12 protein-coding genes and 1 pseudogene are annotated in these 22,128 nt (G+C 61.2%); 10 read left to right on the forward strand and 3 right to left on the reverse strand.

Going from position 1 to position 22,128, the window contains the following annotated elements; translation table 11 throughout:
* Nucleotides 1-32 precede the first annotated feature (32 nt).
* The 6 genes and pseudogenes from N8A90_RS13185 to N8A90_RS13210 all read left to right on the forward strand — a co-directional run bounded on the left by N8A90_RS13185 (nt 33) and on the right by N8A90_RS13210 (nt 5,361).
* Complete coding sequence (locus N8A90_RS13185; RefSeq protein WP_262075366.1) at nt 33-1,661, forward strand: thiamine pyrophosphate-binding protein; 1,629 nt, start codon at nt 33-35, stop codon at nt 1,659-1,661.
* A gap of 233 nt (nt 1,662-1,894) precedes the next feature.
* Nucleotides 1,895-2,764, forward strand: a complete 870-nt coding sequence (locus N8A90_RS13190) for an aliphatic sulfonate ABC transporter substrate-binding protein (RefSeq protein ID WP_262075367.1) — start codon at nt 1,895-1,897, stop codon at nt 2,762-2,764.
* A gap of 106 nt (nt 2,765-2,870) precedes the next feature.
* Nucleotides 2,871-3,005, forward strand: a pseudogene (locus tag N8A90_RS13195) (SfnB family sulfur acquisition oxidoreductase); the annotation flags it as partial.
* Nucleotides 3,006-3,013: 8 nt separating this feature from the next.
* Nucleotides 3,014-4,204, forward strand: coding sequence for an acyl-CoA dehydrogenase family protein (locus N8A90_RS13200; protein ID WP_262075368.1), 1,191 nt, complete (start codon nt 3,014-3,016; stop codon nt 4,202-4,204).
* A gap of 259 nt (nt 4,205-4,463) precedes the next feature.
* On the forward strand, nt 4,464-5,048 hold the full coding sequence (locus N8A90_RS13205; protein WP_262075369.1) for a hypothetical protein: 585 nt from the start codon (nt 4,464-4,466) through the stop codon (nt 5,046-5,048).
* A gap of 103 nt (nt 5,049-5,151) precedes the next feature.
* The gene (locus N8A90_RS13210; protein WP_262075370.1) at nt 5,152-5,361 is read left to right on the forward strand and encodes a hypothetical protein; all 210 of its coding nucleotides are present in this window, start codon (nt 5,152-5,154) and stop codon (nt 5,359-5,361) included.
* Between the two features lie 93 nt (nt 5,362-5,454).
* Here N8A90_RS13210 and N8A90_RS13215 read toward each other — a convergent pair whose 3' ends face one another.
* Entirely contained in the window at nt 5,455-6,552 is a 1,098-nt protein-coding gene (locus N8A90_RS13215; RefSeq protein WP_262075371.1) for an acyl-CoA dehydrogenase family protein, read from the reverse strand.
* 475 nt (nt 6,553-7,027) lie between these two features.
* On the opposite strand from N8A90_RS13215, the gene N8A90_RS13225 reads away from it, so the two are divergent.
* On the forward strand, nt 7,028-8,110 hold the full coding sequence (locus N8A90_RS13225) for a DNA-binding protein (RefSeq protein ID WP_262075372.1): 1,083 nt from the start codon (nt 7,028-7,030) through the stop codon (nt 8,108-8,110).
* A gap of 270 nt (nt 8,111-8,380) precedes the next feature.
* Here the strand turns inward: N8A90_RS13225 and N8A90_RS13230 are convergent, their stop codons facing one another.
* Both N8A90_RS13230 and N8A90_RS13235 read right to left on the reverse strand, forming a co-directional pair.
* Complete coding sequence (locus N8A90_RS13230; RefSeq protein WP_262075373.1) at nt 8,381-11,995, reverse strand: ATP-binding protein; 3,615 nt, start codon at nt 11,993-11,995, stop codon at nt 8,381-8,383.
* Nucleotides 11,996-12,567: 572 nt separating this feature from the next.
* On the reverse strand, nt 12,568-15,069 hold the full coding sequence (locus N8A90_RS13235; protein WP_262075374.1) for an AAA family ATPase: 2,502 nt from the start codon (nt 15,067-15,069) through the stop codon (nt 12,568-12,570).
* A 269-nt stretch (nt 15,070-15,338) separates the two neighbouring features.
* On the opposite strand from N8A90_RS13235, the gene N8A90_RS13240 reads away from it, so the two are divergent.
* From N8A90_RS13240 to N8A90_RS13250, 3 genes are all read left to right on the forward strand, one after another.
* Nucleotides 15,339-16,589 (forward strand): exonuclease SbcCD subunit D, encoded by a 1,251-nt coding sequence (locus tag N8A90_RS13240; RefSeq protein WP_262075483.1) that lies wholly within the window; start codon nt 15,339-15,341, stop codon nt 16,587-16,589.
* A gap of 3 nt (nt 16,590-16,592) precedes the next feature.
* Nucleotides 16,593-20,078 (forward strand): YhaN family protein, encoded by a 3,486-nt coding sequence (locus N8A90_RS13245; protein WP_262075375.1) that lies wholly within the window; start codon nt 16,593-16,595, stop codon nt 20,076-20,078.
* Between the two features lie 317 nt (nt 20,079-20,395).
* Nucleotides 20,396-22,060 (forward strand): hypothetical protein, encoded by a 1,665-nt coding sequence (locus tag N8A90_RS13250; protein WP_262075376.1) that lies wholly within the window; start codon nt 20,396-20,398, stop codon nt 22,058-22,060.
* Nucleotides 22,061-22,128 lie beyond the last annotated feature (68 nt).

Genomic DNA, 22,128 nt, shown 5'->3' on the forward strand with positions numbered 1-22,128 from the left:
GCTGGTCGGCGGGCGAACCATCCACGGGAATCATGACCAAGAACGCCAACCACCGAGGCGCTGACGCGCTGATCCAGGCCTTGCACACGGCAGGCGTGCGGCGCCTGTTCGCGCTGTCGGGCAACCACATCATGTCGGTATTCGATGCCGCATTCGACGCGGGGATCGAACTCGTCCACACGCGCCACGAGGCCAGTGCGGTGCACATGGCCGATGCCTGGTCGCGCATCACGGGGGAGGTGGGCATCGCGCTCGTCACAGGTGGGCCGGGGCATGCGAATGCGGTGTCCGCGCTGTACACGGCGCAGATGGCCGAGGCGCCCGTCGTGCTGCTGTCGGGCCACGCGCCTAATCAGCAACTGGGGCAGGGGGCGTTTCAGGAGATGCGCCAGGCGGAGATGGCCGCGCCGGTGTGCAAGGCAGCCTGGGCCTGCGCCCACGCGGACGACGTGGCGAGCGACATCGCCAAGGCCATCCGCCTCGCCCGGTCCGGGCGGCCAGGGCCGGTGCATCTGAGCCTGCCGACCGACGTACTCGAAGGCAGGACGGCTACAGCGCCTGCGCCGCAGAACGCGTTCGAGCCCGACGCTGTGCCGCTCGACCCGGACGTTGCGCGCCGGTTGATCGACCGCCTTGCGCAGGCGAGGCACCCCTTGATCCTCGTGGGGCCGTCGTGCATGACGCGGGCCGCGCGGGGGGTGACCGCCGAGCTGGAAGAAGCCACGGGTGTCCCGGTGATCGGCATGGAAAGCCCGCGCGGCATCGCCGACGCGAGCCTGGGCGCGTTCGCCGAACTGCTGGCCCGCGTGGACTGCCTGGTGCTCGTGGGAAAACGCGTCGATTTCACCCTGAAGTTCGGTACCGCCTTTTCCGCTGCGGTCGAGGTGCATCAGGTCGATGCGGAGCCCGGCGAGATCGAGCGCAGCCGCCGTGCGCTGGGGGATCGGCTGCAGATCGTTGCGCAGGCCGATGCGTGCCCGGCACTGCGGTCACTCATCGAAAACGCGCGGCAGCCGGTATCGCGCGGCTGGTTGCAGGAAGCACGTGCGCTGGTGGCCTATCGACCGGCCGCCTGGGACAGCGCGCGCTCGGCCTTGCCGGGCCGGCTGCATCCGGTGCAGATGCTGCGTCCGCTGCAAGCCGTGCTCGATAGCCATCCCGACGCGGTACTGGTCTGCGACGGCGGCGAGATCGGCCAGTGGGCGATGGCCTGCCTGCAGGCGCCGCACCGCGTGAACAACGGTGTCGCCGGTTCGATCGGCGCCGGCTTGCCTTTTGCGCTCGCGGCGCGATGCGCGCGGCCCGACGCGCCGGTCGTCGCGGTCATGGGCGACGGCACGGTCGGCTTCCACATCGCCGAGTTCGACACGGCGGTCCGCTACGGGCTCCCGTTCCTGGCCATCGTCGGCAACGACGCGCGGTGGAATGCCGAATACCAGATCCAGCTGCGCGACTATGGACCCGAGCGTTTGACCGGCTGCGAACTGCTGCCCACGCGCTACGACGCCGTCGCGCAGGCGTTCGGAGCGCATGGCGAGTGCGTCGGCGAGGTCGAGGCTATGCGTTCCGCCATCCATCGGGCGCTCGCCAGCGCCATGCCGGCCTGCCTGAACGTGATGATCGAAGGCGTTCCTGCGCCGCAGATCGAGCGGACGCCATGAGCCGCGAGTGGATCGGCAGGAAAAACGCATAAGCATGAGCGCTTAACGTATTCGACAGGGCTTGCCACGCCCACCTAAGCTCTGCGTCGATTTCATCGAACACGGAGCTCGCCTTGCCTCTCTACCCCACACGTCCGCCGCGTCGCCGACTTCTGCTCTCCGCGCTCCTGGCATTCACGGCTCTTGCGTCGTCATCGACATCGGCATGGTCGCAAGCGGCGCTGCCCAAGGAGGTGAAGATTGGCTTCCAGAAGGGTTCGGCCGTGCTGGTCCTGGCGCGCAAGCAGCAGGTGATCGAGAACCGCCTGAAGGCGCTGGGCATACCGAGCGTCAAGTGGGTGGAATTCCAGTTCGGCCCGCCGATGCTCGAAGCACTGGGGGCCGGTGCAATCGATCTCGGCTCGGTGGGCGACACGCCGCCGGTCTTTGCGCAAGCCGGCGGCTCCAATCTCGTCTACGCCGCGGCGACGCCTTCGGCGCAGCATGCGGTGCTCGTGCCGAAGAACTCGCCCATCAAGACGGTAGCCGATCTGAAAGGCAAGAAGGTGGCCTTCGGCAAGGGCTCCAGCGCACAGAACGTGACGATCAAGGCGCTGGCGACAGCGGGCCTGACCTTCCAGGACATCGTGCCGACCTACCTGTCGCCCGCCGACGCCACCGCTGCATTCAACGGCGGCAACATCGACGCCTGGGTGGTGTGGGATCCGTACTACGCGATCGCCGAAGAGCGCTATGGGGCTCGCGCCATTGCCGACACCACGGACAAGCGCCTTGCGAGCGCCTCGTACTACATGGCCGGCAAGGACTTCGCCACGCGCCATCCGGCCGTGCTGCGCGCCGTCCTCGATGAACTGGCCAAGCTCACCACCTGGTCGGGGCAACACCGCGAGGAACTCGCCGCGCTGGCAGCCGAGGCCACCGGCATCGACGTCAAGTCCTGGTCGAGCGCGTTCGCGCGCGCCGAGTTCTCGCTCGGCCCTTTGACGGAGGCGCACGTGGCGCAACAGCAGGAACTGGCAGACACCTTCCAGTCGCTGGGCATCATTCCGCGCAAGATCAACGTACGCGACATCGTCTGGAATGGGGCCGTCGCAGCGCAGTGACCGGGGTTCGCTCAGGCAAGCGGCATCTCCGCGGCCCTGGGCGTCTAAGTGACCTTGCGCAAGGCCTGCAGCGTCGTCGCGAACTGTCCGATGGCTGCGCCGGCGCGCAGAGCACGGCCTCGATCGCCACTGGCGCAACGCCCGTGTCCACACGCTGCACGACCCGGTGCGCTGGAATTACCATGCGTTCGGCGACCACTTCCTCGACGGCACTCTGCCGCCCCATCACCTCTGGTTCTGAGAGACCGCATGAACGTCTGTGCAGCGACCGCATCCGACGCGTCCGTCGACCCGCTGGCCCCCTTGCTGAAGGCCCTGCGCGCCAACGCGCCCGAACGCGATCGCCTCGGCGGTCACGCCGCGGAGGAGAAGGCGCTGATCCGCGCTGAAGGGCTGTTGCTCGATGCCGTGCCGAAGAAGCATGGTGGACATGGTCGATCCTGGTCCGAATTGCTGGGCACCGTGCGACGTATCGCGACGGTCGACAGTTCGCTGGCCCATGTGCTGGCCTTCCACCATCTGCAGGTCGCCACGGTCTTGATCTACGGCGACGACGAGCAGCAGTCACGCTGGCTAGGCGCCACGGTGTGCGAGCAGGGCTGGTGGGGCAATGCAATGAACCCGCTGGACCGGCGGCTGGAGGCGCATGCGGAGGCCGACGGCTTCGTGCTCGACGGCACGAAGAGTTTCTGTTCCGGCACCAGCGGGTCGCGCTACATGACGCTGTCGGCGGTGCCGGCCGGCGACAACGGGCCGATGCTGCTGGGCATCGTCGCCACGCAACAGCCGGGCATCCGCGTGCTCGACGACTGGGACCCGATCGGCCAGCGTCAGACCGACAGCAATTCGGTCGCCTTCGATCGGGTCGCGCTCCCGGCACGGGACGTGATCCGCGCGTCCGACGCCACACCGACGGCCTTTCAAACGCTGCGTGCTTGCATCGGCCAACTGGTGCTGGTGAACCTCTATCTGGGCATCGCCATCGGGGCGCGGCAGGAGGCACACGACTACGCGCACGGCGGCACCGCGCGGCCCTGGGTCACCTCGGGGGTGGCGCATGCGACCGACGACCCGTACACGCTCAACCGCTTCGGTGAACTGCATGTACAGATTGCCGCCGGCACGGCCTTGGCCGACCGGGCTGCGCATGCGCTCGACGCCGCCTTTGCGCAAGGCCATGCCCTGGATGCGCGGGAGCGTGCCGAGGTGTCGGTTGCCGTCGCGGAAGCCAAAGTGGTGACGCACCGCGCCGGTCTGTATGCCAGCCAGGAACTGTTCGAGGTCGTCGGTGCACGCGGCACGCGCGCGGCGCTGGGCTTCGACCGCTTCTGGCGCAACGTGCGCACCCACACGCTGCACGATCCACTCGACTACAAGCTCAACCTCTTGGGGCGCTGGTCGCTCAAGGGCGAGGCGCCGACGCCCTCGCTCTACAACTGACGCTGTTTCCAGTGGTCCGGGCTCGGCGTGGCGGCCGCGGGTTGCTCATGGCGATCCGACGCCGCGCGATCAGGTCGGCAAGGACCAGCGGGTATGCGAAATGCAGATAAGCACATCGCCAATGGGTTGTTCCCTTTTTCGGCGATGTCTTCGACACTGCGCTCATGCTCACCTTGACGAGGACGACATGACGCCAGTCGACAACCGATTCCAGGGCGACGCCAAGCCCTGCCTCCTGCAGTAACTCTGCACCCGCGACATGGGCGTGCTCGTGTATTTTGATGCCGACGGCACTTGGCAGGACACCCATGTCTGCGACGGCTCGATCGCGCAGCAACTGCTGCGGTACGGGTTGGCGTGGGGCCGCTGGCCGGAGCGGGAGTCCATTGCGGCCGACGCACCGCTCGATGCAGTTCTCGATCACTGGCACGATGAAATCTCGGCGCTGCGCGAGCGCTTTTCGATCGCCCACATCGACCGGGTCACGCTGACGCCCAACCATGCCGACTGGGCGACCCTTCGCTCCCAGTTCATCACCGAGCACACACACGCGGACGCCGAAATCCGCTGTTTCCTTGACGGCACCGGCCTCTTCTACGTGCGCACCAGTGATGGCTTCATCGGACTTTTTTGCGAGGCGGGTGAATGGGTGGCCTTGCCTGCCGGCATTCGGCATTTCTTCGATGCCGGCGAGGCCCCGCAATTCGACGCGTTGCGCCTCTTCTCGCAGACCAGCGGCTGGGTAGCGCACCCCACTGGCACGACCGCGGCCCCCTTGCCGCTGCTCGATGACTTCGTGGCACAGATGTTCGAGCTGACCGGCAACGTCGTCGACGACGAGTGATCTCGGCGCAGGCTGCAAAGAACCGAGGATTCAAACTCGCTTTCGGTCTTTGCGTCGTGAAGCAGTGCGCTGCAGAATTCCTGACAACAGACGAAGGAACGCCATGACATCTCTTCCACAAGCTTCTCCGGCCGAACGGTCGCAACAGGTGATCGGCCTGACCGCGAGCGCTTGGATGGTGTCGCCTTACAAACCGCATGCGCAGGCACGCCGTGCGCCCCATGGCTATGTGCCGCTGCGCGCACAGCGCCGGTTGCAGGCGATGGTGACGCGCAGCCTGCCTGGATGCTGGGAGCTGGCGCATTCCTGGTAACCCGCAGAGCGCGTCGCCGCGCGTTCCACTCGCGTAGGAGGGCGAAGTTTGGCGGCGCCAGGCCGCCGTGACGCCAGGGCCGCAAACCGTCACCTATCCCATCTCGTGGGTGACTTCTGAGTACCGCCGCTGCGGGTCGATCCGGTCTACACCATGATCGCCGAGATGTACCAGCCCATGGTGATGCTGGGACAAGCTGGTGCAGCTCTCGGACATCGACGTAAGAACGGCGACCCTGCTCGCCGTGCCGAGTTCCAGGCGACGGCCACGTGCATCCACTACATGCTGTTCGAGGAAGAAGTCGAGGAGGGCGCTCCTCCATGAGTTCATCGTTGACCCCGCCGATCCGGCCCAAACGCTCAGGTTGACGCCGGCGCGCGCGTGCCCACACCCCAGTAGAAGGTCGGCCGGGTGCCGTTCAGCGCTTTGTCGCCTATCACCCGCGCCTTGTAGATCACGGGGTTGTGCGAGGCCAGCGTCGAACAGGCGCGTGGCAGCACCCAGCACGGCGTCGGTGACGACGACCTGCGCCTTGCCGGCAGGCAGTTCTACGTCGACGAGCAGTTCGTCCGACAAGGGCTCGCCCTGCGGGCGCAGCCGGTCGATCTCGCCGAGCCCGCGTGCCACCTCGCGCGCGGCGAGCGTGGCCACGAAGGCCGTGCTCGAAAGCTGGCCGATCACTTGCTGCACCAGCGGGTGATCGCGTGGCACCGCGCCGCTGCCGTGGCTGAACACGCGCTTGCGCGGCTGGACGAAGGCGACTGCGTCGCGCTCGATCGCACGTGCAATGCCGGCCAGCGTGGCGATGTGGAAGAGCGGGAACACCGCGGTCATCGGCATCGCACCGGTGCGCGAGAAATCGACGATGTGCGCGGCCTCGACAGGCACGCGGTCGAAGAGCGTGGTGCCCGAAGGGGTCAGCCGCTGGCCGAAGCCGTTCCAGTCGTCGACGCGCTCCACGCCCGGTGCGTTGGTGCGCACCAGGGCCAGGGTGCGCCACTGCGCGGGGTCGGTGTCGTCGCGCTGTACGGTGACACCGACCCAGTGGGCGTAGAGCGTTCCGGTGCTGTAGAACTTATCGCCGCTCAGCAGCCACGCGCCGTTCGCGCCGAATACGCGGGTCTGCAACTGGCCGAGCGCGCCTTCGCCGGCCTCGGTGGTCGCGTTGCCGAAAATCGCTCCGTCGGCCACGGGGCGCGCTGGTCGGGCGTGAGCTCCACCAGCACGCGCTCGACGAAGCCGAAAACTGGACAACCACCGTTAAGGGTACAGGCAGGCTTAACGCACGGCCATAGCGGGCGCCGAACCAAGCCGCCTCAGTAACGCAGCGCCGAGCGGTAGGACGCCAGCGTATTGGCCGATTCACCCTCACGAAACAGCTCGCGCGCCGCGTCTTCAACCATGTGCGAGAGGCGTTCGGGATCGTGCAGCGGCTAGCGCTTCAAGGCGAAGGTGCGCGCCAGATGCACGTGTGGAACCTGATGATGAGCGCCCATCTGTTTATTTTCATACATACGACATATGATGTTAATCATCAAGCAATGATAGCCCACGGTAAACTTCATTTATCGAGGTCTATTTGGTGGCCGGGCAAGCAGATGCCGTTCGAGAAGTTCGAGCGTCGTTTTTAGGCGGGGCAGGGAGCCACACGACAGAAGGGGCCAAAGTGAGCCAGATCGAGGAATTCAGGGGGCGCGGCATTCAGCCGGCGGACGTCTTTGCCGCGGCGGACGCCCTGCTGGCAGAAGGACAACGCCCGACCATCGAGCGGGTGCGGCTCAAGATCGGTCGCGGCTCGCCCAACACGGTCAGCCCGCTGCTCGAGCGCTGGTTTGCGACGCTCAGCGCGCGCATGGCGGGGACAGCGCCGGGCTCGTCGTCGGCAGGGCAAGAGGCCACGTCGGTTCCGGCGGCTGTGCAAAGCGCCGCCCGGTTGCTTTGGGATACAGCACGCCGCGAAGCGCAGGCCCTGGAGCAATGCGCACAGGCGAGCGTTCGAGACGAGCTGCAAGCCCGCGAAGAAGCTTTGGAGGAGGGACTAGCGACGCTCACCCAACGAGAGGTGGCGTTCGCCCAAACTCGCTCCAGCCTCGATGCCGCCTTGGCGGCGGCCCAACAGGTGGCCGAAGGATTGCGACAGCAGCTGCGAGACCAGGCGCAGGAGGCGCAGCACATGCGCAGCAACCTCGACGAACAAGTTGCGCGGCTCAACGCCCAACTGGCGAAGGCGATGGAGAGCCACGAATCCACGCACCGGGTCCACAACCAAGCGTTGGCTGCCAAAGATCAGGACTTGCGCCAGGCCGAGGAACGCCATGCACAGGAGCACCAACGCATGCTTCTGGAGGTCGATCGCGCGCGTCAGGCGACGAAGTCGGTGGAAGCCGAGTCGGAACTCCAGCGACAGCGGCTAGTGCGCGCGGAAGGAGAGGGCGCGCAACGGCTTGCGGAGGCCCAGGCCAAGATCCAGGAGCTGCAAGACGACAGTCGAGCGACGGAGGCAGAGCTGCGAACTCAGCTCACCGCTCAAGCCGCAGAGGTTGCTGTTGCGAAGAGCGATTACACGTTGGCGCGACAAGAAATCGAGGGACTTGGCAGCCGCTTGAGCGAGGAAAGGCGCACGCATGACGCCACTCGCGCACTGCTAGCGCAGGCGCTCGCTGCCGACGCGCGCCATCGCAGTGGGCAAGGGACTGATCCGCAGCGGCGCAAAAAAAGAGCCTCGGAATCCGGCGGCTCATCGACATAGCGCGCAGAAGCCAAGCTCCTGCTGAGCGCGCGCGTCCCCCCGCTACTGTGGCGAAGAGCCATTGCTGCAACTTTAGCGTCGCCACTCCGCCCTATAGGGAGATCGGCCAGGGGCGCGCACTGTTGGCTATCTCAGCGTGCCAAGTGGGTCTCAGCCGGTAGTTGCAGGTGGTAGACAGAAGGGTGCTGCCAACGGGGCCACGCTAGTCGTGCGCTGCGACCGCTTCAGCAAGGGGCCGTGAAGCCGGGGCGGTGCATATTTTTAGGCCGCTTATAGACGCCTATAAAGATTCACTTTTATATCATCAGAGAATATTCGATCCTCACTCCACGAAGAGATGATATCTCTGGAATCAAGCCACTTAACCAACTCCAAATTTTCAGGGCTGTTTTTCAGCCTCGGGGTGGCATAACCCGTTTTAATTTCAGAGAATGGACGAGGGAGATCGGCCAATGTCTGACGCACTTCTTCATCAGACATCAAAGAGTTATACTTGTTGAAGAGTGAGATTTGTATCGCGGCAGGGCGAGAATTGATTATCAACGAATGAGCACTGCTTGCTCCGATTTTTGAAAATTTTCTATCGACACAATGAATTATCGGACCGATAAGTGCGGCTCGCTTCGGAAGGGTTGCCAGCACCTCTAAGTTCATCAATTCAATGATCCGGATCTTGGCCAAATCATCGACATCAGACCGTAGAAGTTCTTCATGCAAATCATCGTCTAATGCGAAGCTGTCGTGATCATTGAGGTATGCGTCGATATTATTCGCAATGAAAATTACCTGAAGATCGTCAATTGCAGCAAGAGCATTGAAGTTATCTTTTGCAAGCGTTATTTTTCTCTCCGATATCAAAATTCGAACCTTGGCAGGTTCAAGTCCTTGCGGCAGCTTTAGAAACTGATCCGGTAAAGCGCTGATATAAGCCTTGTACGCAGCATCAGATAGCGCGCCTGCATTGAGAAGGAACTGACGCAGCTTCAGTGAGTCAGCATCACTTAGGATAGGATGTTGCAGGATAGCCGCGCGCACAACATCTGAGTCGAGAAACCGAATCAGACTATCTGACTCAAAACCAGCAGCATCAATGAATGCAGCGCAGTTCTTCCAGGTTGCTTGGATCGCATTTAGTTGAAACAGTGTGGACTGAAATTTCTCAGGCACACCCTCTAGATTTGGAAGTTGCGCAGTCTGCATTTCGAGAAAATTTCGAACTGCGCCCTGATCCAGTGAATCTTGATTAAGAAGCGCAAGAATAGCGGCGACGTCCTCTTCAGAGTTTTTTGGCAATTGCAAAAGAACATCGCGCAGGTAAATATCGAAGTTTTGCTCCACCCTTTTCATCAAGGCAGGGTTGTTCATCGAGCGAACGGTGGTGAAATTCCTCGCGCGCATTGACTCGATATCGCTTTGCCCCAGAATATGTTGGCAGATATATTCCAGATTGGCTACCGTAAGTTGGTATCGCCCCTCGTCGAACATGAAGCGTACGATTCTCGGATGATCTTTAATTTCCATGAGGTCATTGACCTCGAAATTGAGGCAATCAAGGCGCTCCGGTGCCAATTCGGGTAGTTGTACTAGAATTTGGTGAAGGTTCGCAGCTAAAAACACCAATAATTCATCGAAGGCGCCTGCGAGCGTTTTGAGAGTGTTTGGCGGTAGATTTGCGATCAGTTGGGCAATGTGGGAAATATTGTTTGGACTTGCAATCGCGGATGGGACAAAATTTTTCCAGACCTTGGCCAATCCCAGGAGAAACACGGACACGTCAAGGCCGCTGGTGTAATAAGCGCTGAAAAATTCTTCGCATTTCTCAAAATCAGAGGAAAGAAATTCGAAAAGTTTCGGTGCTTGAGTAACGTTAAGACCCTCGTCATTCAGAAGGGTATCGACAAGCCTGACGTTCAGGACGTAGCTCTGCCGAAAATCCTCATCGCGCATCGCTGCAATGACCTCTTTGGGATTGTCAAGTGGGAAGTTTGGCTCAGGCGTGACGAATGCCCGTATTTGAATGAGAAACCGGTTGTCATTGGGCGACAGTCGGCCCGAGTGGAAAAGTGAAGTGTATTGATAGTAGGTGTCATCGAGATGGCCTTCTAAGATCAAAAAGCGGGCGAGCTCTCCGTTCGCTGCGAAATTTTTGAAGAGGTCTTCCGTGTGGTCGGCATTTAAACGCAACAGTTCATTTAGCTTGACCATTCGAAGCGCGGGAATCTTCGATTTCAGATCGTGAATTCTTTTCAGGACCTTGTTCTTATTATCAGCTTCCTTGGTTTTGATCTCTTCCTTACGTTGCAAGTAGGATTTTTGAGAGTCCACCTCGGCTTGCAGGTTAGAAGAATCAGCCCAGCTCGACTGACTGTTGGCATGTCGGTAGAACATGCGCGGGGTCACAATCAGTTCTTCGAACGCATCATGGCTTACTATTTGAGCAAGCGGAATCCACGTGTGACGATCAATACCAACATGGACGACACCGTCTGGAAGCTTCTCAATAAGCGCCATAGCATAGACTCGTCGTAATTCTCGCAAATCCGAAGGCGCCTGTCGCTCGCCAACTTCAAGTCCTTTTTCGAGCTCCTCAATCTCGCTTCTATATCTGGCTTCACCTTGCCTAATTAGCTCGCGTTGGCGATTCAATATTGCAGCAAGATTCCCCGCGCCGCGGTGCAGTTGCTCAAAATCCCTCGGATAGACGTTCTTATAGATTAGGATCGCCAGGAGCTTGTTGGCATCAAGCAGGTTTTCGCCATCAGTTTCCAAATTAGCCACATAGATAGCGTACTCATTAAAAATATTATGGATTAACCTCAGGTCATTCAGATAGCGTGAAACTTCTCGCAGAAACTGTCGATCGAGACGCTCGTCAAGTGCAAGTCTTCTCCCTTGCTCCAATACCATATCGATCGAATTTGACGTATTTATGATTGGTATTACAGGAATAATAAATTCAAAGAACTTGGTTCGGTCGGTGTTGGCAAACATGTCATCGCGCAGGGCGTAGAGAAACCTGATGGTCCGTTTTACGCCTGCATTCCCGTTTATGAGGCTATTAATCTCGCGTAATGTCACGAAGATTTCGCTGTCATTGAATCGATCTAGGTCCTCAATGATTACAAGATCGTAGTCGGTTGATTGAAAGAAATATAGTATTTCATCCAAGTGACGATTCAATATTGATGTTTGGTCATCATGTGCGGGCCGTATCTCAACGTCTTTTAATGAAACGCTCTTGAGGGATAGACCGAAACTAGCAACATAAAAATGATGCAACGTCATCCATAAGAACAGTACAGCGAACGCGCAAATTCCGAGCCTGAATCCATTGCTGAGGGCAAACGGAGTGAAAAACACACCGTTGATGACATCCTTTCGTTGACTAAACACGTACCAAAGCGCGAGAACTCCTAGCGTTATATACAACGATTTAAAGATCGACCAAACACCAGGTGACTGAATTCGTTTAAACCGTGACAGCGGGAGTTTGTTTGCATCTGCGCCGTACAACATCTGCTGCAGAATACTTCTCTCAATCTCTTGGCGGCTCACTTTCTCGCCATCCGAACTAGCCTCGGGGACGAACGCAGCAAGCGAGATATGAAGCGCAGGCCGCCGATAATTCTTAAGGAAGGATTGGATAATGCTGCTCTTTCCCGATCCATAGGGGCCTGTCAGAGCAATATTGGAAACCTGCGGATTGTTCGTGGCAAACAGAATCGCTTCGGAATACACCCCGGCCTGATCCGCCTTATCGGTCGGCGCGAGATCCAAGAACTTCGGTTTGGTGTCGACTGAACTGCCTTTATCTTCCAACCAAGACAATGCGCTATCGAGAAATTTCGCAAGCCTGCGAGTTAAGAGGCTAAGGGTTTTTTTCATGCGACTGGTCGTCATTCATTGGAATCGAATTGCGTTTTCCACAAATTTCTTATATCTACGAAGATAACCCTGCTCCAGTCGGTGAGTATGTTCAAACTCACTTTGCGGCGGCCGGACATTATTATCTTGCTGACTTTATGGCGGTCTACTAAGAGGATCGGGAGATCCATTGGTCGCAAGCTCCTGTCCGCACGAGGTGGCCAAATAGCATCCTGCAACCGATCGCTTACGCTGACTACAGGGTTCCGCCGGCACCTGAAGCTGTCGGCTTGGTTCCGACTGGCTCGCCTTCCTACTTGAAAGCCACAAGGTCGTTGAGTTTCGGGTGACTACGAATCCGTCTGTGTTGCTACGCATCCTCAGCCCGGCCTGCTCCGACGAGCAACGTCGAGAGCCTTGCAACGGCGACGCGCGGTCCCGCGACGCTCGCATAGTGCGTGTCGACAGTGGTAAAGCTCAACTGGAGGTCAAGCATCCCGCATGCGAGAGCGTCTACCCGGGGCGTTTGACGCTGGGAGATTAGCCGAAGAATCCGTTCGGGTGAGGGAATTTAGGGTTTGTGCATTGAATGGTCAACTCACTCGCTCAGGCTCGCCGATGCTTTTCAAAAGAGAGTTGTATTGCACTTTGTCTGAGGCATAGATTTTGTCCAATACATAATTGGCAACCTTGGCAATCTCGGGGATTTCAACGGGCTTGAACCCTCTGTCTGGAACGGCCTCTAGGTGCGAGAACTCGTTGTTGAGGCGATTGACAAGTGCAACGGCTGTGTCTTCCTCTTCTCCAAAGAACTTCTTAATCCGCTCAAAGGAATCGTTCTTGTCGTCGTGGTATGGAAACTTGAAGAACAAGAATGCCTCCAGGAATTTTCGCAGGTTGTTGCCGAAGCCAAAAAACGGCTCGTGGTTCTCTGCTGCGGCAGCTTGGTCCTTGCACTTATAGATTTGGTGAAAGAGATAGTGAAATTCAGTGATGTAGTCTTTTAAGTAAGACGGCATAAGCATGATGTTGCTTGAAGCGCCGTTTCGCTCGATCATGAAGTGTTCATGGTCACTGACACTCTTTGCCTTTACCCCTTCTGCTGCTGGCAGCTTCTTCATCGGAATGGAAAGGCGCTTGAGATACTTCAGGAAGTCCAAATTGTGCGTGGAGATGAACAGTTGCTTGTAGCGGTACGAATTTGAGCCATCAGGCTTCTTCACTGGCTTGGCGATCAAGCTTTCAATCAAACTGAACATGAAAAAGATGTGATTTCCGTCCAAGCTTGAGATTGGATCGTCAATGTATATGATCAGATCTTTTCCCTTGCTCTCAGGGTCATCAAGCTTGGCAATGAAGTAGCAGAAGGCGATTAGGCTGCATTCGCCTTCACTGAGGTTGTATGCCGACTTTCCATTGCGGGTGATCTCAAACTTGACTGTGGCGTTGTCCGCGCCGTCACGAGCTTCCAGCTTGATTCCGTCATGGCCGAAGAAGTTGTTTAGCAGTGCATTGACTCGTTCCGCCCCCTTGCGCTCGTCTTTCTGTTTAGCCCTCAAGGCTTGGACTTCAGTCTCGGCGTCACGGATCTCTTTTTCCGCATCGGTGAAGGCAGTGCCTGCCGTATCGGAGGTGGTCTTGAGGGTGGCAATCCGGCCAAGCTCTTCCTCATAGGTGATGGCGTCCGCAAAGGCGAACACGTCAGCCAGGCGAAGTGCATCTCTGGCAGCGGTCTTATCCTTTTCTAGTGTGGCAGTCTTGCTATTGCTCGCGGCGATCAGTGCATTGATGTCGGCAACATGCCTTGCGATTTCCTGGGCGTCATGAGAAGGAGTCTTGAGGGCTACCGGCTGGAATAGGTTGTTCTTCCGAGTCTCAAGCGACTTCTTCAGCGCCTCCAGATCCTTCTTGTAGACGGCCAGTGCTTGCGACAGGGCTTTGCCGCTGACTTCAAACGCGGCGCGCTCGTCAACGTAGAACTGCGCACCCGCGAAGGTGTTGAGCCCAGTGATGGTGCCAATCTCGTTCGTGACTGAGGTGATTGCCGCGTCCAAGGAAGCTTCCAGGTCGCCAGACTCCTTGCTGAAATGCTCATCGAGTACCTGCCAAATGTCGTGCGGCAGATCCTGTCGGCAGAAGGCGCAGGTGCTCCGCTTCTCGCGGTGGTGCCCCATACCTTGCTTCACCCAGAGTTGCAGGGCGCTGTCCTTAAGCAGTTCCTCAATGGCCTTGGTTGGCGTGATCGTCTTGGACAGTAACGGTTCGGCGGTGGCCGTCAACGAGTCCAGCTTGAGAGCAACAACCAATGTGTCGGTGATGTCGGGTAGCGCTTCTTGCTTGAGCAGCTTGAGCCGACCTGCTTGTTCTTCGGTCGTGAGAGCGACGAAGCCTGGCTTGCTGGTCGTGGCAATGTCACGTCTGATGTGCTCGATGTTGTAGACGGGGCTGCGAAAGTTCGGGTTCTTCTTGATCTTCTCGGCGGCATGTGAGCGCAGCCTGTCATCCAACCCATTGGACGCTGTGGTGTAAGCAGACTTGGCGCGATCGCGCTCTTTCCGTTTGGCTTCCAGGGCAAACCGGAGGCCTGCTTTACCTTCCACGCTGCCAAGCTTGGCTTCAATCGCAGCGATGGCGTCGTCAATCTCCTTGTTCTGCTCACCGACGATGGCGAAGGTCTTGATGACACCCCCAATTTCCTGATTGACTAGGAAGCTAAGGTTGTCGGTGACGAAGTCGCGGTTGTAGACCCGCACGTCGTAGCTGTGACCTGCAAGCCCAGTGTGGGCAACGTTGCCTTTCTCCCCGTACACCGTGAAGGAAGAGCCAAAGTAGTTCAGCGGAAGTTTGTGGGTTTCCAGCGAACGGAAGACGCGAGACAGGGTCGTCTTGCCTGAGTAGTTGCGTCCATAGAGGATGTTTAGCCGCTGGAATGGCTTGACGTTCTTGCCGCTGTCTCGGACGGTCTTCTTCCACTCCAACCCCTGGAAGCTGCCGAAGCTGGCTATGTCGATCTGATTGATCACCGATCCCATCCCCCGTAGTTGCGTCGCGTCTATTTGCAACAGAATGTTGCTTGGTTTGCGAAGGGTGCGCAAGGGGGCTAGCCCGAAATGTCAAGGAAAGCGGCGCTAGCTGTCGCCAACCGACAGCGGATCAAGAGCCTAAGGGTGGAGGACAAACGCCCCCACCCGGGTCGGCGCCAAATATGACAAAGTCGAAGCGTTGAACACCCACTTGAACCGAGAGCGGCGTGAATCGCCACGGGGCGATTCAAGTTGCCATGACCTATCTTTTTACGGATAGCGGACTGTGCTTATGCTTCCAGGGTCGGGCGGCGCCCCATAAATGTGGAAGAAGAGAGATCATGAGATTTATCCACGCTGCGGACATCCATCTCGACAGTCCGTTGCACGGACTGAGCGCCTATCCCGACGCGCCCGCGGGACAGCTGCGCAACGCGTCAAGGGATGCCTTCACCCGGCTCGTGGAACACGCCATCGACGAGGTGGTCGACTTCGTCGTGATTGCTGGCGATCTGTACGACGGTGACTGGCGGGATCACAACACCGGCGTCTTCTTCAGCAAGGAGATGGGGCGTCTGCGACGTGCCGGCATCCCCGTGTTCCTGCTTTTTGGCAACCATGATGCCGAAAGCGAGATGACCAAGAAGCTCACCTTGCCCGACAACGTGATCACCTTCTCCTCGAAGAAGCCGGAAGTCCATCGGCTGGATGCGCTGAAGGTTGCGCTCCACGGGCAGAGCTTCAAGGACAAGGCAGTCATCGACAACTTGGCGCTCCGGTATCCGGAACCCGTCCCGGGCTACTACAACATCGGCGTCCTCCACACGGCCCTCGAGGGCGGCACGGTGCATGCCAACTACGCACCCTGCTCGCGTGCCGAGCTGCATGCCAAGGGCTACGACTACTGGGCGCTCGGCCACGTGCACGAGTTCCAGCACTGGAAGGACGGCTCACACATCGTCTTCCCCGGCAATCTCCAGGGCCGTCAGGTCCGCGAGACCGGACGCCGCGGTGCCGTGCTGGTGACGGTCGACGACGGGCGGACCCGTCTCGAGAGGCTCTTCATCGATGTGCTGCGTTGGGAGAGCCTAGTGGTGGACGCCAGCGCCAGCATCACGATGAGCGATGTGGCACGGCAGATCGGCCTGCAACTGGAGTCGCTGCTCATGGTCGATGCACATGTGCCACGCGCCGTGCGTGTGACCCTGCAGGGGCGCTCCCGCGCCCATGGGGCGATGTTCGGCAAGGCGCACGAACTGCGCGCGGAAGTCCTTGGGCAGATCGCAGCGATCGGCAACGAGAGACTGTGGCTCGAGAAGGTCAAGATCGCGACGCAACCCTTCACCAATGCCGCCGACGTCGGTGCCCGCATGGACGCGGTCGCCGATCTCGAGGAGATCCTCGCGGAGGCCCACAGCGACCCAGATTTCCTGGCCCAGTTGCGCGGCGAGCTGCAGCCTTTCTTCGGCAAGGTTCACGCGGACGTGAAAGAGGATGTGCCGTACCTCGCGCTCGCACGCGAGGGCGACTTCGGCGCGCTCCTCAGGCATGTCTCGCCGGCGCTGCTGGCCAGCCTCGTGGCGGAAGACTGACGCATGCGCATCCAGCAACTGCAGCTTCTCAAGTATGGAAAGTTCGACGACCTCGCTATCGACCTCCCCAAGGCCGAACTCGACTTTCACGTGATCGCCGGCCCCAACGAGGCCGGCAAATCTACCATCCGCCAAGCCATCACCGAACTTCTGTTCGGCATGCCGTTGCGCACGCGGCTGGATTTCAGGCACCCCCTGGCCGAGCTTCGCCTAGGTGGTGTGCTTCAGAGCGAGGCTGGTGAGCTCGCCTTTCATCGTGCCCGCGGACGCACGCCACTGCGGACACCGGCGGACCAGCCGCTAGCGGAGAGTCAACTCACCTCGATCCTGGGAACGCTCGATAAGGCCTTCTTCGAGCAGATGTTCTGCATGGACCACGACCAGCTCGTCGAGGGCGGCCGGAGCATCCTGGATGGCTCGAAGGATGTCGGTCGCGTCCTGTTCCAGTCGGCCGCTGGCATCTCGAGCCTTGGTCCGGTCCGCGAGGCGCTCGAGAAGCAGGCGGGCAATCTCTGGGCGTCGCGCAAGGCAAGCAGCGCCTACGCGCTGTCCGTCAACCGCTTCGAGGAGGCGAGTGCGGACCTCAAGGCGGCCCAGGTGAGAACTAAGGTCTGGAGCGATGCGCGTCAGGCCCTCGACGACATCGAGCGAGACATCGCCTCCGAAGACGCTCGGCGTATCGCACTGGAGGCCGCCCGCTCGAAGCTCGAGCGCGTGCGCCGTCTCGGTCCCACCTTGATACGAATCAGCGCCATGGAGGCGGCACTCACGGAGCTGGTCGACGTGATCGATCTCCCGGCCACGGCGCAGGCCGACCTTCGCACAGGCGGCTCCGAGCTCGCCGCCGCCGAGGCGGTGCTGCAGACGCGCGTCGGCGACGTGGAAGCGCGTGCACAGGAGCGCGCGGCGGTGTCCTTCGACGCCTCGGTGCTCTCGCTCGGCGCCGAGATCGAGGCCTTGGATGTCATGCGGGGCGCCTGCGCGAACCACGCGCGGGACCTGCCACTTCGCCAGGTCGACCTCGACCGGCTGCTGGGCGAAGCGAGGGCGGCGGCCGCGCAGCTCGGGTGGCCGTCCGACGAGTCCCGCATTCGTGCGGACCTGCCGTCAACCCTGGCGCTCAAGGCCGTCGGCAACCTTTTGCGCGACCGCGGCGCGCTGCATCAGGCGGTGCGCAGTGCCGAGGAGGCCCAGCGGCAGAAGGGCCTGGATATCCAAGGTCATCGGGCGGATCTGGACGGCATTGCGGCGGCTGAGGTTCCGCCGGCGCTGCGGGAGGCGTTGGCGGAGGCGGTGACGTTCAAGAACAGCGGCACCCGACAACGCGGGCTGAAGAGCGCCGTCGAACAGGCAGGGGAGAAGCTTGGCCATGCGTTGGCGGCCCTGGGAGGCGGGCACGTGTCGGTCGATACGTTGCGAATGATGGACGCGCCATCGACCGAACGGGTCGGCACGCTCCAGCGTGCGCGAGCCGAGGGGCTGCGGTCCGTCGCCTACGCGCGCGAAACGCTCGAGGGGCTGCAGGCCGAGGTGATCCGTCTCGAACTGGCGGAGAGGCACTTCGAGGGCGCTCACAAGGTCGTGACGCCGACCGATGTGCATGAGGCACGCACGCGTCGCGACGACGCCTGGCGGTCGCTCAAGAGCAGCGAGGTCCCGCTGGGCAGCGGGGCGCCTGTCCTTGACGCCGCGATCCGGCTGGCGGACGAACTGGTCGACTCGCAGCTGGGGACGGCGACCGAGGCCGCGACGCTCCAGAACATCCGGCAGCAGCTGGAACTCGCCAAGGCACAAAGCGAGCATCAGGCGATGCTCCTGGTGGCACGCACGGCGGAGACGGAGGCACTGGACGCCGACTGGCAGGCGCTCGCCGCACGCATCGGCTGGGCCGACATGCCGCTCGACGACGCATCAAGCTGGCTCTTGAAGCGCGCCGACGCGCTGGCGGCCGATCTCGACGTCATGCAGAAGCAGCGAGAGCTGGAGGAGGAGGTTCTATCCTGCGAGAGCGCGCAGGATGCCTTGGCTCAGGCCCTGGAGGATTCGGGCGTGGTGGTGCCCGAGGAGGGCGCTGACCTGTCCGCGCTTTGCGCGTTGGCGACCCGTCACATCGGCCAGGTCGACACTGCGTCGGCGCGCCGAAATGCTCTAGACGATCAGGTTCGGCAGGCCGCACGCGCCTTGGACGGGTTGGCGGTGGCGACTGAGACGGCCAGGGCTGCCTATCAGGCGTGGGAGACCCAGTGGACGGCGGCGCTGCGCAGCGCGAAGCTGGAGGCTGCGGCGTCGACGTTTGCGGAGGCGGAAGGCGCGGTGGAGCTCGCAAACCTGGTGGCCGATCGCCTGGATCGCGCCGATACGATCCGGGTCGAGCGCATCAACACCATGCAGGCGGACCTCATCCGCTTCGAAGAGGCAGCCCGATATCTCGGAGCGCGCGTGAATCCGCCGCTCGTGAGTGCCGACGACTGGGCGCAGGTCGCGAGGAACCTATCCCAACGTCTTCGGGAGGCCACTGCGGCTTCGCAGGCGGTCGAACTGGCGGAGGCCGCGCTTCGTACCGCGCAGGCATTGAAAGACGAGGCCGACCTTCGTGTGCGCGAAGCCCGTGCGCGTCTGGCGCCGCTGCTGGCGCTCGCGGGGGTGTCCTCCGTGGCGGAGGCCCTGCCGCTCGCGGAGCGGTCCGACCAGCGCCGCGCCCAGGAAAGGGAACTTGCCGAGACCATGGCGTCGCTCCTCGATGGCGGCGATGGGCTGACGCGCGAGGCGATCGAGGCGGAGGTGGCGGCTCAGCCTGCCGCCGAGGTGATCGGGTTGTACGAACAGGCCAAGAGCGAACTCGCGGTCGTGAACGAGCGCTCCAGCGCGCTGGTCCAGAAGCGTGTGACCGCCGAACTGGCGTTCTCCGCCATCGCAGGCCAGGCCAATGCCGCCTCGGCCGAAGCCCGGCGGCAGGAAGCGCTGGCAGAGATGGGGGAGGTGGCCGAGCAGTACCTGGAGGTTGCAACCGCTGGCAAGCTGCTGAAATGGGCGATCGACCGTTACCGCGACCGCAAGCAGGGACCCATGTTGACGCGGGCAAGCGCGGTGTTCTCGGACCTCACCCTCGGCGACTACAGCCGGCTTGGCGTCGACTACGAGAAAGACACGCCGGCGTTGTATGCGAGGCGCCGTACCGGCCAAGTCGTGGAGGTCGCAGGACTGAGTGAAGGCACGCGAGACCAGCTCTATCTGGCGTTGCGCGTGGCGGCGCTCGAGCTCCATCTGGCACATGCCGGTGCCGTTCCCTTCGTGGCGGACGATCTGTTCGTCAACTTCGACGATGCGCGTGCGAAGGCCGGGTTGCGGGTGCTGGCCGAGTTGTCCACGCGCACCCAGGTGCTGTTTCTCACGCATCACAGTCATTTGCTGCCGCTGCTTCGCGAGGCGTTGCCCGGCCACGCGAACGTGATCGAGCTTCAAAGAGAGATGCCTGTCCTGGCTGCGTGATAGTTGGTCCGGGGTCTGCTGCGCGGCGTCGCTTGCCCTGACGTGAACTCGTCCGCTAAGCACCGGGCCCCGCATGCAGGCACTCAGACATGCCTGCCGACGCTGGCAAGTTGACATGTTCGAAGCGGCCGAAGTAGCATGAACCTACGGTTCACGCCGAACCGCGGGCAAGTTGGCGCCCATCAGTGCACGCACCAGGTTCGCCTGGCACGGTGAAGCCCAGTTGATATGCAGTACCCCGACCCCGGCTCTTTGAACTCCCGGAAGGCCGGATAACGCGTGCCGTCCCTACGTGTCTTCCACGAAGGAGCTCAACTGTGGCCAATGTCAAGGCGCCGCGCACGCCGCTGTCCCCCGAATTGCAAGCTGCCGCTCTCTGGACCTACGTTCAGGCGAAGCTACCTCGCTTTTCCTGCCAAACCGCACTCGCAGTCGTCAACGATCTAGGGCCTCTCCCCGGCGAAGACCTGAAGCACTTGGCCAAGCGGCTGAAGCCGCTGCTGGAACGCCAAAGCATCCGCATCAAGTACACGGCTTGTCTCGAGGCCGCCGCCAGGATGCTCGGTGCGACGAGCTGGCACGAGTCCGAGTACAGCGGTTCTGAGCCGACCCTTCAGCTGACCGTGCTGGTCGGCTCTAGTGTTGGCATGGACCAGTTCATGGGCAAGGTCGAGGCGTTCGCCACCTGGCGTGAGGTCATGCCGCGGATGGCGCACTGGTGCGACCTGCGCCAGGCACAAGCACCCGTGAAGACGTTCCAGGTGCATGTCGGCGAGGACTACGTAATGGTCGGCACGCCGGAGCCGCGCGGAACGGACCGGCCCGGCGATTTGACGAATATCCCCATCTTCACCTTGCGACCATGCGGCGGCCGCAGCGAATGGCTCGATGGCGCGCCAAGCGCGTTTGAGGCCCTGCGCAGGCACCTCGAGGAGCGTGGCGTGGCCGCCCTGGAGGGCGTCGCGGTCATGCAACTGCTACAGCGGTACGCGGACCCGGAGTACGCCGTCGGGCTGGGCCAGGCAAGCGTTACCGGCGACGCCCCGAACGCCGAACTGGTCCTGCTGCGCGACGACGATGAACTGAATCCGCACAACGCCTTCGAGATGGCGCGCGGCGACGAGCTCACCTGCTGGGCGCAATTGGAGCTCGCCTCAAGCGACAGAGGCGGAACCTATTCGGTCGAACTCGATGGCCGTAGCTGGGTCATTGGAGATGCCCGGTACACCTGGGAGTTGCACATCATTCGGCCGAAGGAATACATCCCAGGGCTGGAGATGCGCCAGCTGAATGAGGAAGACACAGAGCGTCTGCTTCGCCGATTCAAGCTGGTAAAAAACATCTTCTCTGGCCGGGTGCGGCACCACGAGGTACTGAAACGAGTTGAATACCTAGGCGGGCCCCGAGACACGTACCGCATCGACCTGCACCGGCTGCTGCTGGCTGCGAAGGACGCCGGCCACACCTGGGAAAGCCTCTGCGAAGCGATGGGAGTTAAGGAGACGATGCAGGCCGCGCTGCCCGTCGGCTTCATCATGAGCGCGGCGCAAATGTTGTCGCCGAAGAAACCGAGCGAGTTCTTCGCGCGACCGAACATCTCAGAGATGGCCCGAGCCGATGACGACCTCGTGCTGCGTACGCTGCTGCCGCGCGTGGACACAATCCGATACCGCACCCACAACGTGCCTGAAGACAAGAGGCCGATGGTGCGCGAGGCCGTCGAGGAGCTCATTGACAAGCTGCGCGTGCGCAAGATGCGCCAAGTCGGAATGTTTTCTGAAGAACATGAGCTCCCGCTGCTCGTCCACGCGCACGACGGCGAGGAACTGCGGCTCGCGCTGAAGGAGCACGGCCTCGTTGTCTACGCCAGCGTGCTTCCGAACTTCTTCCCGCTCGACGACCTCGGGGACAAGTTCAAGGGGGAGGGCATCGCTCCGTTCGCTTTCGGGCACGCCCTGTACTTGCACATTCAGCCTGAGTGAAGGCAAGGGCGGGGCGAGCTTGCCCCGCCTCGGCAATATCAGTAATATGTAAGCGCGGTTCGTAGCCG

The organism is Variovorax sp. N23 (genome assembly GCF_025486315.1).
GTDB lineage: Bacteria > Pseudomonadota > Gammaproteobacteria > Burkholderiales > Burkholderiaceae_C > Variovorax.